Source organism: Mycolicibacterium sarraceniae (assembly GCF_010731875.1).
Lineage (GTDB): Bacteria > Actinomycetota > Actinomycetes > Mycobacteriales > Mycobacteriaceae > Mycobacterium > Mycobacterium sarraceniae.
Map to the genome: position 1 here is coordinate 1,335,937 of NZ_AP022595.1, position 15,329 is coordinate 1,351,265.

A 15,329-nucleotide genomic window follows, 5' to 3' on the forward strand; every position below is an offset into this window, starting at 1 on the left:
CGAGACCTTCGGCCACACAACCGTTTAGTGGTTGCTGGCCGGAGGCTGTAGTACCGCCCCTGACCACAGCCACCCGAATGAGGAGTTCTGGGTGCTTGCCGCGCTATTCCTGAGTTTCGCAGTCATTTTCGTCGCCGAATTGGGCGACAAGTCGCAGCTGATGGCGATGACGTTCGCGCTGCGGCATCGCTGGTGGGTCGTGCTCGGCGGCATCACCGTCGCCACAACGGCCGTGCACCTGATTTCCGTCGCCGTCGGCCACTACCTCGGCGCGGCACTGCCCACCCATCTGCTCGGCATCCTCGCCGGGGTGGCCTTCGTTCTGTTCGGGCTGTGGACGCTGCGTGGAGACAAGCTTTCCGACGATGAGGCCACTCGGGCCCAGCGGACCACCGCACCCGCCTTCTTCGCGGTCGCGTCCGCGTTCCTGCTGGCTGAGCTCGGCGACAAGACGATGCTCGCGACGATCACCCTAGCCGCCGATCACGACTGGGTCGGCGTGTGGATCGGGTCCACCATCGGGATGGTGGCCGCCGACGCGCTGGCTATCCTCGTTGGTGCCCTGGCTGGTAAGCACCTGCCCGAGCGGTTCATCCAGCTCGGCGCGGCCGCATTGTTCGTGGTGTTCGGGCTGTCCATGCTCATCGAGGGCGCCTTCCCCACGGCACCTGCGGTTGTCATCTTCGGAATGTCGATCGCCGCCGTCGCAGTGGCTGCGGCCGCGATTCGCGCACTGCCAGTCCGCCTGCGGCCGGCCGTGCTGCGCGCCGACGCAGCTGGAGTGCCGGCGGCAGCATCCAACGCTTCGGACGAGTCGGCATAACCGCACTTGCAGCAAAGTAGATTTACGAGATCGGGCTCGATGCCCTCGGTTGCTCAGGGTACTCTCAGCTTCTCGGGCACGCGATAATCGACCACCTGGCGCGCCAAGAGGCCGTCCACCATGCGTTTCTTTGCCTTACCGCAGGCTCCGTATCGGCGGCGACCTGAGAAAACACCCGCGTGAGTGTTTGCCAGCGGACCGAAAATGTCCGCCTTCGTCAATTTTCCGGTAGTTTGCACTTGGTTGTCGGCGGATGTGTCGCTACGATGATCAGCAAATAAGTCAACGAAAATGACCACTCTTCTGCATGTGGAGGTCAGCAAGATGAGCACGACGTTCTCGGCCCGACTGAATCGCTTGTTCGACACGGTGTATCCCCCCGGCCGCGGTCCTCATACCTCCGCGGAAGTGATCTCCGCGCTGAAGTCTGAAGGCATCACGATGTCCGCTCCGTACCTGTCGCAGCTGCGTTCAGGCAACCGGACCAATCCGTCGTCGACGACCATGACGGCGCTTGCTAACTTCTTCCGGATCAAGCCGCAGTACTTCACGGACGACGAGTACTACGAGAAGCTCGACAAGGAACTCAGCTGGTTGGCCAACATGCGTGACGAGGGCGTGCGCCGCATTGCCGCACGCACCGTGGGGCTGTCGCCCGAGGCCCAGCAGGACATCGTGTCCAAGGTCGATGAGCTGCGTCGCCGGGAACACCTCGACGATTAGCCCATCGCTCCCGACACGGGACTCTCGGCAACGTTAGGCGCCTGTCAACGCGCGGCAGCTGAGTTGTCCAGCGCGCGGTATTGGCGTGCTATCTCAAGGATCCATTCCCGATCCGAGCAGCTTTCGGGCTGCCCAAGCCAGCGCATCCCCGGGAAGTGTCCCTGCCCTGCCGGACCTGCCACCCGGGGCGTACGCCGTCCGGCATGAATCCATTTCGCGATCGCCATCGCCTGTTCACCCCGGCTGACCCCGCTGCGATCGGCGTCGGCCATCACGTCGACCCCGGCACCGTCGAGGTTGGCGGCTGCCACATGGTCGGCCATCGTGGCTTCCAGGTAAAGAGCATCGGAGATCAGCGACAAGCGCTCAGCCACCCGGAACACCAGTGGGCCGCGCGGCCGCTCGCCGATCCCGACATCCGGTTGACGTCGTTCGAGCTCGGTTAGCAGCGGATCGATCAGACGCAGTTCGCGTCGTCCACCGAACCAGTCCTCGATTGCGGGCAGCAGCGACCCCGCCGCGACGATCGCCATCGCGGCGCCCAGAAGCGTCGCCGCGGTTCCCACGCCCACGAGATGCGAAGTGCGCACCGCCCGGATCAGGAGGACCGCGGTGGCCGCCACCAACAGGGCGATGCCGACGGTGAAAACGAACAGCGCCCGGCCACGGCGCGTCCGGTTCGAATGCCGCATGCCGGCCCACAACACCAGAGCTGAGGTAAGCATCACGTACAGCAGCGGCACCAGCCACGGCAGTGAGGTATTGGCCGAGCCGAGATTGTGGCGCAGGTACTCCTCGGGCGACATCTCCGGCTGCAGACCGGACAGGAAGAACAACACCAGGGAGACGGCGCTGATGGCGGCGGCAACGGCGTACTGCAACGCCGCGATCCGGCGGATGACAGCGGGGCCGCGCGTCGAGGCGACGCTGGTGATCATCACGCAGCTGCCTGCCGCACACCACACCAGAGCCACCTGACTCAGACCGATCGAGATATTGGACCAGCGCAGGGCGCTGTCAATCAGCAGGGTCAGCGGCGGCCAGTTCAACGCGGCGACCAGCGCGAGGCTGCCCAGCGCGACGATCATGGCCGAACTGACCACTGACTGCTTGTTGACCAGCGCCCACCCAATGCGCAAGCCGGTGGCCATCCCCAGCAGACCGGCGATCAACCAAACGATCAACCAAACGCCTCTCCGAGGCGAACTTGCACGATCGACGACCGGTCCGACGGCGACCGGCCGAGGCGGTACAACAGCAGCGCCGCGAAATCTTCCGCTTCCTGCTCGATGTCCTCACCGCCAGGCCCCATACATCCGGTGCGCTGGTTGAGCATGTAGCCGATGAGGTCATCGCTGGCGACCTCCGCGATATCGCGCGCGGCCTCGGTGACCGGAATGCCGTAATGCCCCAGCACGAGGTGGCCCAGCTCGTGGGCCACGGTGCGATCCCAGGTCGGCAGCCCGTTTTGAATCAGGAAGACATCGTGATCGGCGTATTGGCGCCACTGACCGCAGACCCCGGCCGGCAGATCGGCCATGGTGACTTCGATGAGGCGGTCGCGGTCCGCACTGACCGCGGCAACCAGCCGAGTCAGTGAGATTTCGCCATGGCGCGGCGCAAGATCCAAGACATCATTGACTGCCGTGGTGACCCGGCGACTGGCCGACACCTCATCCCCCTTCCCCGTCCGCGGCTGGCCTGCGACGAGCAGTCCTGGTCACTGCATGAAGCGGGTGGTCCCCGCAGTCCGCACGACGTGGCCAGCTTTTGCTTGGCGATACCCGACCACCCCTCCGAGTGCGGTCAGGGCGAGAATTCCGGCGAAACCCGGCAGGGCCACCGCCGCGACCTCGCCCATCTTGGCCTCTTGGAGGTATCTGGGATAGCCAACCCTAGTCGACGGCGGCATTTCTGTACCCGCTCCGGCGGACGTCGCGGGTGGACGTTCGCGGGTAGTGGCGGATTCTCGACCAGGCCCCGGCGTGCGAGGACCCGGTTCCGCGCTCGGGCCGATCGCACGCACCGGCGCGGAGAAGGCCGGCACCGGCAATCCGATCAACGGCGGCATCGTGATCGGGGGCGGCTCCAGGCTGATGGGCCCGACCGCGCCGTGCTCGGCGCTGACGACCGGCGGCTCCCCGGGCATCCCCGGTTCACCGGGAGGGGGAATCGTTCGCGGTCGCAGGTCGATGCCACCGCCGCCACCACCGCCACCGCCACCGCCTCCGATCGCCCCCGGAACCGGGGCGCCCAGGCTAGGGGGCTCAGGCCGGCCGACGGGCGGCGACTGGCGGTGCATCTGCGGGGTTACGGGCAGCGACAGCGGCGGCACGCCCGGCTCACCCGGGAGCGGCAGGCACGGCCAGCCCGAACCCGGCCAGTTGTGGTTCGGCCAGCCAGGACGGCCGGGATGCGGCCAGCCGTGGCGGCCCGGGAGGGTGGTCATCCCCTGCCCGACGTCGGCACCGCGGGGTTTGGGTGGGCCGCTCGGGCGCGGGTCGTTGCTATCAAAACGACCGCCGGGGCCCTGACCGCCGTGGTCGTCACCAAGCGTGCCGGGGTCCGCTGCAGCCGTTGCCGCCCCTAGCATGCCGACCCCGCCGCAGAGCAAACCGCACGCGATCACCCAGCTAATCGCTGCGGCCTTCATCGGCGAGCGGTCCACGACGTTCCTCGAGTCAGCGGCGCAGCGGGCACCGCACCGGATGTCTTGCCGATCATTGTGGCATATCCGCAGGTCGCGCTAGGCCCCATTCGGCCGGGCGATAGGGTTAGCTGACCCGGTCGCGAGGGTGCCTCGCCGATCGCCGACGACCTACTCGGGAGGCATCAGTAATGGGCCTGTTCAAGCGCAAAAGCCGTGCGACCCGCCGCGCGGAGGCTCGGGCGATCAAGGCCCGCGCCAAGGCTGATGCCAAGCACTCGGCTCGCAACGAACTCCGTCGCATCAAGTCCGCCGAACGCTCCGAGAACAAGGCGATCAGGGCCCAGGTGAAGGTCGCGCGCGATGCCGACCGGACCGCGGTCAAGGTTGCCGAAGCGCAACTTAAGGCAGTCCGCGAGGGCAAACTTCTGTCCCCGACCCGGATTCGGCGCGCGCTGACGGTGTCCCGGCTGCTGGCCCCTGTCATCGTCCCCGTGGTCTACCGCGCCGCGATCGCGGCGCGGGGCGCGATCGACGAGCGCCGAGCCGATCGCCTCGGGGTTCCGCTGAGCCAACTCGGCCAGTTCTCCGGGCTCGGCGGACAACTGTCGGCACGTATCGCCGGGGCGGAGAACTCGCTGCGGGTGGTGGCCCAGAAAAAGCCCAAAGATGCCGAAACCAAACAATTCGTCGCCGCGATGACCGAACGGCTCACCGCGCTGTCCGCCGCCGTCACCGCCGCGGAGAACATGCCCGGACCACGTCGCCGCGACGCACATGCGGCGATCACGGGACAGCTCGACGGGATCGACGCTGACCTGATGGCGCGCCTCGGCGTGCTCTGATGGCCATCCGCCAGATGATGGTGCGCGCCCGCAGGGCGACCGCGCTCACCGCAGCACTTATCGTGGGTTCCTGGTCAACTGCGGCCACGGCCGGCGCCCACGTTCACATCGACTCCGACCACCCGGTGCGCGGCGACTACGCTCTGGTTACTTTCCAGGTTCCCAATGAGTCCGAAAATGGCTCTGCCACAACCAAAGTGATGATTTCGCTGCCGAACGTCGCCGCGGTGAGCACCGATGTGATGCCGGGGTGGTCGGCTGTCCTGGATCGCGATGCCGGCACGGGCGCGTACCGCTCGGTGACGTTCACCGCCACCCCCAACGCCGGTATCGGCGTGGGCCAGTTTGAGTTGTTCCCGATCTCGATCAAGTTGCCGGACGCCGATTCGGCGACATTCCCGGTGGTTCAGAGCTACGCCGACGGCACCGTCGTGAACTGGGACCAGCCGCCACTGCCCAATGGCGAGGAGCCCGAGCACCCCGCGCCGGTGTTGGCGCTGACCTCCGGTCCGCCGGCGCCCAAGGAACGCCACACGGCACCCGCGGCCCCGGCGCCCTCTTCGAGCTCGTCAACGCCCGCATCGGGTCCTTCCGTCAGTGCCGTGCCGACTCCGGGCGAGCACGCTGAGCCCAAGGCCGGTCCCGATAACACCGCCCGGGCCCTGGCCGGCGGGGCGCTGCTGGTGGCCGCGATCGGCGTCGGCGTCGCGGTGGCCCGCCGACGGGCTTGATGGTGCTACGGCGCGCTGTCGCGATCGTCCTGCTGATCGCCGGTATGGCGGCAGCGGGGACGGCGGTGGCCGCGGCCCATGCCGTGCGGGTAGCCGCGGATCCGGCGCCCGGCGCGGCCCTTGCCGTGGCACCCTCCCGGGTCAGTGCCACCTTCAACGAAGTTCTGCACGCCGATTTCGCCGCGATGACCGTCGTCGGCCCCGATGGGAACCTCTGGTCCGACCCCACCCCGCAGGTGCAGGGGGCGGTGGTCAGCGTCGGGCTGCATGCGCTCGGGCCGGCCGGAAGCTACACCGTCAACTACCGGGTCACCTCCGCCGACGGCCATGTCGTGTCCGGCTCCTGGTCGTTCGCGTTGACCGTCGCAGGCAACGGCGCCCCCGGTCCCCCCGCGGCGGTATCGGCCAGCGCACCCGAGAAAGCACTGCCGATCTGGCCCTTCATCGTCGGCGCCGCGGCGGTGATCGGCTGCGGTGTCATGTGGTCGTGGCGGCGCCGCTCGTGACCGGGACGGCCGGCTCCCGCCTGGCATGATGGGTGCCACTGCCTCGCGTGGCCGCGCTGCGCGCGGGCCGGCGTTCGCGACTAGATAGTGCAAAGGAGCAGCCTGATGGCAGAAGAGCAAGACCAGCCCGATGAGGGCCGGGACGCCACGCCGCCGGGGCCGCCACCCCCCGAGAAAGCCGTTGCCAAGAAGCAGCCGGCCAAGAAAACGCCGGCCAAGAAAGCGGTGAAGAAGGCGCCCGCCAAAAAGGTGCCGCCACGAAAGGTGCCGGCGAAGAAGGTAGCGCCGCCCGCGGTGGAATCGCCCGCGGTGGAGCCTGCTGCCGTGCCCGCCCCGCTCGCCTCGGCTGATGGCTCGCCGTCGCTCGCAGTCGGCGCCCGGGCCGCGGCAGCCGATGCCAAATCCGTGGTGGAGAAGGCCGCGAATCCGGTGCCCGCTGCCCCACCGCCGGTCCCGGTGACTGGGCGCTCGCCGCTGCCGTTCGCCGTTGGCTTCGCGGCGGCGGTGCTGATCGCGCTGTTGGCGCGCCGCCTGCGCCAGCGGCACGCGGAGTGAACATGACCGTCACCTTCCGCGCCACCGCCGACCTCGTCGATGACATCGGACCCGAAGTGCGCAGCTGCGATGTCCAGTTCCGTCAGTTCGGCGCCCGCACCGAGTTCGCCGGACCGGTCAGCACGGTGCGCTGCTTCCAGGACAACGCGCTACTGAAATCGGTGTTGTCCGAGCCGGGTGAGGGCCGCGTTCTGGTGATCGACGGCGACGCCTCGGTGCACACCGCGCTGGTCGGTGATCTCATCGCCGAACTCGGCCGGTCCAACGGCTGGGCGGGGCTCATCGTGCACGGTGCCGTGCGGGACGCGTCCACGCTGCGGACCCTCGACATCGGCATCAAGGCGCTGGGAACCAATCCCCGCAAAAGCAGCAAGACGGGTGCCGGCGACCGCGATGTTCCGGTCAGCTTCGGCGGTGTCACCTTCGCCCCCGGCGAGCTGGCCTACAGCGACGACGACGGGATAGTCGTCACCCCGGCCGGCTAAACCTGTACCGGCACAAGGCGTTTGGTGAAGTGCAGCGCGTCGTTGTCGATCCTGTCCTGACGAATTGCGCGCAGGTCCAGGAAGTAGTTCTGGTGCACCTGCCACGGCGCCGTCGATCCGGATTTGGGCAGCTCGTGCAATGAGCGCCGCAGATAGCCCGACGCCAGATCCACGAACGGTCGGCGTTCTATCGTGTCGCCAGGATCCTGCGGCATCACCGTATCGTAGCCGTTGGCGTCCATGTAGTTCAGCAGCCGGCAGACGTACTCCGAGGTCAGATCGGCCTTGAGCGTCCACGAGGCATTGGTGTAGCCGAAGGTGAACACGACGTTCGGCAGCCCGGTGAGCATCATGCCCTTGTAGGCCAGCAAGCCCGACATGTCGACCGGCGCGCCGTTACGCAGAACCTCTGCGCCACCGAAGAACTGGACGTTCAGGCCGGTGGCGGTGACGATGACATCGGCGTCAAGATGCTCGCCGGAAGTCAGCTGAATACCGGTCTCGTCGAACCGCTCGATGGTATCGGTGACCACATCGGCCTTGCCCTTGCGAATGGCGCGAAACAGATCGCCGTTAGGCGCCGCGCAGACCCGCTGATCCCACGGCTTGTAGGACGGGCTGAAGTGCTTGTCGAAGTCGTAGCCCTCGGGTAGGCGACTCTCAGCCAGGGTCCGCAGTTGCTTGCGGAAAAAGTTCGGGAACCGGCGCGCCAGTTGGTAATACAGCGTGCTGCGACCAATGGCTTTCCAGCGCGCGATCGGATAGGCGGCCTTCGGCGGCAGCAGTTGGTTGACCCGGGCCGCAAACTTGTCTTTATCGGGTTGCGGCGCAATATAAGTCGGGGTGCGCTGCAACATCGTGACGTGGCCTGAGCCGCTGTCGATGAGTGCCGGGATCAGTGTCACGGCTGTCGCACCGCTGCCGATCACGACGATCTTCTTGCCCGCATAGTCGAGATCCTCGGGCCAGTGCTGCGGGTGCACGTTTGCGCCGCCGAAGTCCGCCGCGCCGGGGAACTCCGGGCGGTAGCCCTCGTCGTAGTTGTAATAGCCACTGCAGGCCAGCAGGAACGAACAGGTGATCTGGATTTCCTCGCCGCCGGCGTGGACGGTCAGCTCCCAGCGATTGTCGGCGTCGGACCAGTTGGCTGCCAGCACCTGATGCCCGAAGCGCATGTGCTTGTCGATGCCGTTCTCGCGGGCCGCATCCTTGAGGTACTGCAGGATCGCGGGGCCATCGACGATCGACTGCTCCGACGTCCACGGCTTGAACCGGAAACCGAGGGTGTACATGTCCGAGTCGGACCGGATGCCGGGGTACTTGAACAGGTCCCAGGTGCCGCCGAGATTCTCGCGGCGCTCCAGGATCAGGAAGCTCTTCGACGGGCAGCGGTCCTGCAAATGCCAGGCGGCGCTGATGCCGGAGATGCCGGCGCCCACGATCACCACATCGACGTGTTCAGTCATGCCGGCCACGCTATCAACACAGTGTTGAATAGGTCAACGCGCTGTTGAGAAACTCAACACGCTGTAAGATAACGTCCGTGCCAGCTGCCAGCCCGACCCGCATCCGCGGCCGTCGCGCGACCCGTCCCTCGGGGGACGATCGCGAGGCGGCGATCCTGCGCACGCTGGAGGACATGCTCGAGCAGCGGCCGTTCGCCGAGGTATCCGTCGATGACCTCGCCAAGGGTGCCGGCTTGTCGCGCCCGACCTTCTACTTCTACTTCCCGTCCAAGGACGCGGTCTTGGTGCGGTTGTTCGCCCGTGCGATCACCGCCTCCGGTGCCGAACAACAGCAGCAGGCCGACACCGTCGCCGAGCATCCCCGGCAAGGCTGGCACGATGGCATTTACGCGTTCTTCGATTCGCTGAGGCCGCATCGGGTGGTCGTGCTCGCTGGCCTCGCCACCATGGCCGCCAACTCAGAACTGCGCGATCTGTGGACCACGTTCATGAAGGGCTGGATCAACTACACGGCCGGGTTGATCACCAAGGAGCGGGAGCGCGGCGCCGCCCCCGTCACGATCCCGGCCCACGATCTCGCGACGGCGCTCAACCTGATGAACGAGCGTGTGGTGTTCGCCGCCCAGGGCAGCCAGGAGCCGACGCTGCCGGAGGACGCCGCTCTGGAGGCCCTCGCCCATATCTGGATCTGCAGCATCTACGGCGGGGCCACCGGCTCTGCGGCCTCGGTTTGATTCCGGCTTCGCATACTGGATTCGCGTCGAGTCCGCGTGGCCCTAGTCTGGCGGGGTGTCGGAGCCACACCCGAGGACGGGCGTTACCGTTGCCAAGCTCGCGCTGTACTGCGTGCTGGCCGGTGTCTTGGTGGCGGCCATGCTCTTTCCGCTCGCCGGCGGCGCGGGCATCGTCGTCAACCACGCCTCCGACGTAGCGGCCCAGGATTCCGTCGACCTGATGACGGGCGAAGTGCCCACGGTTTCCACGATGGTCGACGCCGCCGGAAACCCGATCGCCTGGATCTACGCCCAACGCCGGTGGCCGGTGCCCACCGACCGGATCGCCGACACAATGAAGTTGGCGATCGTGTCGATCGAGGACAAGCGGTTCGCCGACCACAACGGCGTGGACGTCCAGGGCACCCTGACCGGTCTCGTCGGCTACCTGCGGGGTGATCTCGACACCCGCGGCGGGTCGACGATCGAGCAGCAGTACGTCAAGAACTACAACCTGCTCGTCAACGCCCAGACCGATGCCGAACGACGGGCGGCGGTCGAGACGACGCCGGCTCGCAAGCTGCGCGAGATCCGGATGGCGCTGGCCCTGGACCGAGCACTCTCCAAACCCGAGATTCTCACCCGCTATCTGAACCTGGTCTACTTCGGCAACGGCGCCTACGGCGTGCAGGACGCCGCCAAAACTTACTTCGGCATCAATGCCACCGACCTCAACTGGCAGCAGGCCGCACTGCTGGCCGGGATCGTACAGTCGACCAGCGCGCTGAACCCGTACACCAACCCCGAGGCCGCGCTGGCCCGTCGCAACCTCGTGCTCGACACGCTGATCGAGAACGAGCCCAGATTCGCCGACGAGTTGCGCGCTGCCCGCGAGCAACCGCTGGACATCCTGCCGCAGCCGAATAGCCTGCCGCAGGGCTGCATCGCGGCCGGCGACCGCGGTTTCTTTTGCGATTACGTGCTGCAGTATCTGGCCCGCGCGGGGCTGTCCAAGGATGACGTGGCGCGCAACGGCTACCTGATCCGGACCACCCTCGATCCGAAGGTCCAGAACAGCGTGAAGAAGGCGATCGACACCGTCGCCAGCCCGACGCTGGACGGGGTCGCCAGCGTGATGAGCGTCATCCAGCCCGGCAAGACCACCCACAAGGTCCTCGCGATGGGCGATAACCGCGACTACGGCCTGCAGCTGGACGCTGGCCAGACGGTACAGCCCCAACCCTTCGCGTTGGTCGGCGACGGCGCCGGCTCGATCTTCAAGATCTTCACCACCGCGGCCGCAATGGAGATGGGAATGGGAATCAACGCCCAGCTCGACGTGCCGGCCCAGTTCCACGGCAAGGGCTTGGGCAGCAGTAGCGCCCCGGGCTGCCCTCAGCAGACCTGGTGTGTGAAGAATGCCGGTGACTACCGCAGCCCGATGAGCGTGACGGACGCACTGGCGCAGTCGCCCAACACCGCATTCGCCCGGCTGATCGGACAGGTCGGCGTGCCGCGCGTGGTGGACATGTCGGTCAAGCTGGGATTGCGCTCCTACGCCGAACCGGGCACGGCGCGCGCCTACGACCCGGACAGCAACGAGAGCCTGGCCGATTTCGTCAAACGACAGAACCTCGGCTCGTTCACACTGGGGCCGTTCGAGTTGAACGCACTCGAACTATCCAATGTCGCAGCCACATTGGGTTCCGGCGGCATGTGGTGCCCGCCCAGCCCGGTGGACAAGATCTTCGACCGCAGCGGCCGCGAGGTTGCCGTCGAGACACAGGCCTGCGAACAGGTGGTCCCCGAGGGGCTGGCGAACACGCTAGCCAACGCGCTGTCCAAGGACTCGACCGCAGGCACCGCGGCGGGTTCAGCAGGATCGGCGGGCTGGAGCCTGCCGATGTCGGGCAAGACCGGCACCACCGAATCGCACCGCTCGTCAGGGTTTCTCGGCTTCACCAACCAGTACGCCGCGGCGAACTACATTTTCGACGACTCGACCAACCCCGGCGGGCTGTGCTCATTTCCGTTGCGTAAGTGTGGATATGGCAACCTGTACGGCGGCAACGAGCCGGCCCGCACCTGGTTCCTGGCGATGAAGCCGGTCGCGACCGACTTCGGCCCAATCGCCCTGCCGCCCACCGACAAGCGTTATGTCGAAGGGGGTCCGGGCAGCACGGTGCCGAGTATCACCGGTCTGAGTTTCGACGCCGCGCGGAAACGCTTGAAGGACGCCGGTTTCCAAGTCGCCGACCTGCCGACACCGATCAACAGCTTCTCGTCCCGGGGGGCGGTGGTCGGCACCACTCCGACGGGCAAGACCATTCCGGGGTCGATCATCACGATCAACACCAGCAACGGGATCCCGCCCGCGCCGCCGCCGGACGCGGTTCCGCCGCCGCCTCCCCCGCCACCGGACGCCCCGCCGCCCGACGTCAACGTGATCAACATTCCCGGCCTGCCGCCGATCACGCTGCCGATGTGGCCGCCACCGCCACCACCGCCGCCTCCCCCGCCGGCACCCGAGGCACCGCCGCCCTGACGTTGGACCGGGATGCGAACATATGTGTGCGTGTCCGACGGAGCGGCGAGCATCCTGCACGCGCGATGACCCCACGCTGGGCGCTCGCCCGGTAATCGTCGGCGGCGGTGTGGTGTGGCCGCAAGCTATGCGGCCAAGGCCGGGTGGGCCAACGCAGTGTCCACACGGTCGTCAACCCGGCCCAATCCGTGGGCCACGACCCTCCACCGGAGATTGGCGGCTACAACTCTGCCGGTGGCCTTCCACTGCTCGGCCGACGCATGCGGGTTGCCGAACCACCTGACAGGCGCTGCCACCTCGGCTGCCGGCCGTGCGCCATCAGTGAGGCGCCCCGCCGGAACGTCTTCTACCCCTTGCGGTTCCATGAGGTGGGGATGCAGAAGTCGAACACCAAACACGATCAGGTTGTGCGTGCCCGTTGCCTGAACAGTGTCGGCAAGAGCGTGAGTGGCCGAGTAGTCGTCGCCGACCAATTCGTCGACTGTGCGCCCGTATGTTTCGCAGTCATCTAAATCAACACCTACCACGTCCTCGACGTCGACCGTGGCCATCCAGAGATATTGAACCGTCTCTTCTCCAGCTCGATGGAAGCGTCCTCCGCGCACGCTGGGGAACGCCCGCCACGGCGTGTCGTAGGCAGCGTGACGGAAGACAACTAACCTCATGCCGTCATGGCGCGAGATACAGTCGCGGCGCTCAAAACCTCCGGGTAGCGAAGCGGGTCATCCAGCAGGTCGACCGGACGCTCGCCCAGAGTCGGGTGGCACCGATAGAACCACGCGATGACTCCAGGTCCCGTGAAGGTGTGGCGCAACTGGTTGACAAGTTGTCCGACCATCCGGATGCGTGTCAGGGCGCCCAACGGGGTCCCGGCTACCCCCGCCGGGGCAACCGGCCCCGCCTTGGCCCGCTGATCACGCCGCGCCAAAGACGAGAACACCTCAGCGGCACGCTGATCTAACAAAGTCCTACTAGCGGGCCGCCCAGCTCAGCAGGGTGTCGACGGGCCAGGTGGTGACGATCCGCTCGACTGGAACGCCGTTGTCGAGCGCGCGCTGTGCGCCATAGCCGAGGAAGTCCAGCTGGCCCGGCGCGTGCGCATCGGTGTCGATCGAGAAGTCGCAGCCGATCTCCAGCGCCAGTTTGAGCAGCCGGGTTGGCGGGTCTCGGCGCTCGGGGCGTGAGTTGATCTCGACGGCGGTGTTGTTGTCGCGGCACGCGGTGAACACCTTCTCGGCGTCGAACGTTGACTCGGCCCGGATTCCGCGGTTGCCGGTCACCAGGCGCCCGGTGCAGTGGCCCAGGACATTGACTCGCGCGTCGGACACCGCACGCACCATCCGCCGGGTCATCGCCGGTTCGTCCATGGCCAGTTTGGAATGCACGCTGGCGACGACGATATCGAGCCGTTCGAGCAGTTCTGGCTCCTGGTCGAGCCTGCCGTCATCGAGGATGTCGACCTCGATGCCGGTGAGGATCCGGAACGGCGCCAGCTCCTCGCGTAGCTCGGCGATGACATCGAGCTGCAAGCGCAGCCGGTCGGCGGACAGGCCGTTGGCGATCGTCAGCCGCGGCGAGTGGTCGGTGAGCGCGCAGTATTCGTGGCCCAATGCGGCCGCGGTCGACAGCATCTCGTGGATGGGGGCGGATCCATCAGACCAGTTCGAATGCAGGTGCAGGTCGCCGCGCAACGCGGCCCGGATTTCACCGCCGCCAAGATCGGCTGCGGTGCTTCGTAATTCGACGAGCGCGTCGGGCTCCTGGCCGGCCCAGGCTTGTGAGATGACCGTGGCGGTCTTGGGTCCGATACCGGGCAGCGACTGCCAGCTGTTGGCGCCGCCGTGCCGCTCGCGAGTCGGTTCGTCCAGCGCCTCGATGATGTCGGCGGCCGTTCGGTACGCCATCACCCGCCGGGTGTCCTCGCGCGCCCGGTCCTTGTAATACGCAATCTCGCGCAGCGCGGCCACCGGGTCCATGGCTCCAGTGTGCCCGGCGGCCAGTCCAGAGCCGACCGCGGTCAGCCAAATGCTCGCCGCCACCGATATCGAACCCACTCTCCTCTCCCAGCACCTGGCGGTACTCCGCCTGGACACGCCGGCGAGCGCTCCCAGGTGATCGGACTACGCTCGGTCTAGTGCAATTCGCTTTCAAAACCTCGCCGCAGAACACCACCTGGGCTGACATGCTGGCGGTCTGGCAGGCCGCCGACGAGATCGACGTGTACCACTCTGGTTGGACGTTCGACCACTTCTATCCGATCTTCTCCGACTCGACCGGGCCCTGCCTAGAGGGCTGGACCACGCTGACCGCATTGGCGCAGGCCACCACCCGGCTGCGACTCGGCAATCTGGTCACCGGGATCCACTACCGGCATCCCGCGGTGTTGGCGAACATGGCGGCCGCGGTCGACATCATCTCGGGCGGCCGCCTGGAGCTGGGCATCGGCGCAGGGTGGAACGAAGAGGAATCCGGCGCCTACGGCATCGAACTGGGCAGCGTCAAAGAGCGCCTCGACCGCTTCGAAGAGGGCTGCCAGGTTCTCATCGGACTGCTGGCCACGGACTCCTTCGATTTCCACGGCGCCTACTACCAGCTCAACGCCGCACGCAACGAACCCAAAGGGCCGCAGCGTCCGCACCCGCCGATCTGCATCGGTGGCAGCGGCGAAAAGCGCACCCTACGCATCGTCGCCACATACGCGCAGCACTGGAACTTCGTCGGCGGGACTCCGGAAGAGTTCGCACACAAGCGGGACGTCCTGGCGTCCCATTGCGCCGATATCGGGCGTAACCCGGCAGAGATCATGACGTCGGCACATGTCCGGCTGAGCGAGGACCACGACTACGCAAAGGCGATCGACGAGGCTGCCGCGCTGGCCGCCGCAGGACTGGATCTGGCGATCATCTATCTGCCCCCGCCACACACTCCGGCGGTGCTGGAGCCGCTCGCTGAAGCGATTCGCGATTCTGGGCTCTAGATAACGTCTTGATAACGACGGGCAAAGTTCAAGCAGCGTCCGCAGCCGGCGGAATCCGTTGCTAAAACCCGTAGTGCAGGAGATCAGCGGGGGTGACCAGACGTTCGTGCTTGGCTGGGAACTCGCGGCTCTTCATGGGGTGACGGAAGAAGGACCAGGCCATACGCCGGACCCGCGTACGAGATATCGGGTTGAGGTACACAAGGATCACTCCTGTGGTCAATTCTCGGTCTTATCAGGTCGCCACTTTACCGCAGCATCCACTCCAGCAATTAGACACAGATCACACCGCAAACAGCAATAGGCGCGCCGA

16 protein-coding genes and 1 pseudogene are annotated in these 15,329 nt (G+C 66.7%); 11 read left to right on the forward strand and 6 right to left on the reverse strand.

Annotated features, from left to right (window positions below; genetic code table 11):
- Positions 1-91: 91 nt before the first annotated feature.
- Both G6N13_RS06940 and G6N13_RS06945 read left to right on the forward strand, forming a co-directional pair.
- Positions 92-823, forward strand: a complete 732-nt coding sequence (locus G6N13_RS06940; protein ID WP_163695625.1) for a TMEM165/GDT1 family protein — start codon at positions 92-94, stop codon at positions 821-823.
- A gap of 324 nt (positions 824-1,147) precedes the next feature.
- Positions 1,148-1,546: a transcriptional regulator gene (locus G6N13_RS06945; RefSeq protein ID WP_163701815.1), complete on the forward strand. Its 399-nt coding sequence runs from the start codon at positions 1,148-1,150 to the stop codon at positions 1,544-1,546.
- A 44-nt stretch (positions 1,547-1,590) separates the two neighbouring features.
- Here the strand turns inward: G6N13_RS06945 and G6N13_RS06950 are convergent, their stop codons facing one another.
- Genes G6N13_RS06950 through G6N13_RS06960 form a run of 3 tightly spaced genes read right to left on the reverse strand, consistent with a single transcriptional unit; the run spans position 1,591 to position 3,995 of the window.
- Positions 1,591-2,730: a hypothetical protein gene (locus G6N13_RS06950; RefSeq protein ID WP_163695628.1), complete on the reverse strand. Its 1,140-nt coding sequence runs from the start codon at positions 2,728-2,730 to the stop codon at positions 1,591-1,593.
- Positions 2,727-3,218 carry an ImmA/IrrE family metallo-endopeptidase gene (locus G6N13_RS06955; RefSeq protein ID WP_163695631.1) on the reverse strand — a complete coding sequence of 164 codons (492 nt, stop codon included), beginning with the start codon at positions 3,216-3,218 and terminating at the stop codon, positions 2,727-2,729. Before G6N13_RS06955 ends, G6N13_RS06950 begins: the two co-directional genes overlap by 4 nt.
- Before the next feature lie 48 nt (positions 3,219-3,266).
- Positions 3,267-3,995 (reverse strand): hypothetical protein, encoded by a 729-nt coding sequence (locus G6N13_RS06960; protein ID WP_163695635.1) that lies wholly within the window; start codon positions 3,993-3,995, stop codon positions 3,267-3,269.
- Positions 3,996-4,384: 389 nt separating this feature from the next.
- Here G6N13_RS06960 and G6N13_RS06965 point away from each other — a divergent pair, with 389 nt between their 5' ends.
- From G6N13_RS06965 to rraA, 5 genes are all read left to right on the forward strand, one after another.
- Complete coding sequence (locus G6N13_RS06965; RefSeq protein ID WP_163695637.1) at positions 4,385-5,038, forward strand: DUF6474 family protein; 654 nt, start codon at positions 4,385-4,387, stop codon at positions 5,036-5,038.
- On the forward strand, positions 5,038-5,769 hold the full coding sequence (locus G6N13_RS06970; RefSeq protein WP_235677953.1) for a YcnI family copper-binding membrane protein: 732 nt from the start codon (positions 5,038-5,040) through the stop codon (positions 5,767-5,769). Before G6N13_RS06965 ends, G6N13_RS06970 begins: the two co-directional genes overlap by 1 nt.
- Positions 5,769-6,275, forward strand: coding sequence for a copper resistance CopC family protein (locus G6N13_RS06975; RefSeq protein WP_163695639.1), 507 nt, complete (start codon positions 5,769-5,771; stop codon positions 6,273-6,275). Before G6N13_RS06970 ends, G6N13_RS06975 begins: the two co-directional genes overlap by 1 nt.
- 105 nt (positions 6,276-6,380) lie before the next feature.
- A complete protein-coding gene (locus G6N13_RS06980; protein WP_163695642.1) occupies positions 6,381-6,830 on the forward strand; it encodes a nucleoid-structuring protein H-NS in 450 nt (149 codons plus the stop codon).
- A 2-nt stretch (positions 6,831-6,832) separates the two neighbouring features.
- Positions 6,833-7,315: a ribonuclease E activity regulator RraA gene (gene rraA / locus G6N13_RS06985; RefSeq protein ID WP_163695644.1), complete on the forward strand. Its 483-nt coding sequence runs from the start codon at positions 6,833-6,835 to the stop codon at positions 7,313-7,315.
- Here the strand turns inward: rraA and G6N13_RS06990 are convergent.
- On the reverse strand, positions 7,312-8,781 hold the full coding sequence (locus tag G6N13_RS06990; RefSeq protein ID WP_163695647.1) for a flavin-containing monooxygenase: 1,470 nt from the start codon (positions 8,779-8,781) through the stop codon (positions 7,312-7,314). The genes rraA and G6N13_RS06990 overlap by 4 nt on opposite strands.
- 68 nt (positions 8,782-8,849) lie before the next feature.
- On the opposite strand from G6N13_RS06990, the gene G6N13_RS06995 reads away from it, so the two are divergent.
- Positions 8,850-9,515 (forward strand): TetR/AcrR family transcriptional regulator, encoded by a 666-nt coding sequence (locus G6N13_RS06995; protein WP_170310477.1) that lies wholly within the window; start codon positions 8,850-8,852, stop codon positions 9,513-9,515.
- 55 nt (positions 9,516-9,570) lie between these two features.
- Entirely contained in the window at positions 9,571-12,039 is a 2,469-nt protein-coding gene (gene ponA2, locus G6N13_RS07000) for a transglycosylase/D,D-transpeptidase PonA2 (protein WP_163695650.1), read from the forward strand.
- A gap of 125 nt (positions 12,040-12,164) precedes the next feature.
- Here the strand turns inward: ponA2 and G6N13_RS07005 are convergent, their stop codons facing one another.
- Positions 12,165-12,590: a hypothetical protein gene (locus tag G6N13_RS07005; RefSeq protein ID WP_163695654.1), complete on the reverse strand. Its 426-nt coding sequence runs from the start codon at positions 12,588-12,590 to the stop codon at positions 12,165-12,167.
- A gap of 420 nt (positions 12,591-13,010) precedes the next feature.
- Positions 13,011-14,015 (reverse strand): PHP domain-containing protein, encoded by a 1,005-nt coding sequence (locus G6N13_RS07010; protein ID WP_163695657.1) that lies wholly within the window; start codon positions 14,013-14,015, stop codon positions 13,011-13,013.
- Between the two features lie 16 nt (positions 14,016-14,031).
- Here G6N13_RS07010 and G6N13_RS24940 point away from each other — a divergent pair.
- Together G6N13_RS24940 and G6N13_RS07020 are read left to right on the forward strand one after the other, a co-directional pair.
- Positions 14,032-14,151 (forward strand): annotated as a pseudogene (locus tag G6N13_RS24940) (transcriptional regulator); the annotation flags it as partial.
- A 22-nt stretch (positions 14,152-14,173) separates the two neighbouring features.
- A complete protein-coding gene (locus G6N13_RS07020; RefSeq protein ID WP_163695660.1) occupies positions 14,174-15,016 on the forward strand; it encodes an LLM class F420-dependent oxidoreductase in 843 nt (280 codons plus the stop codon).
- Positions 15,017-15,329: the final 313 nt, after the last annotated feature.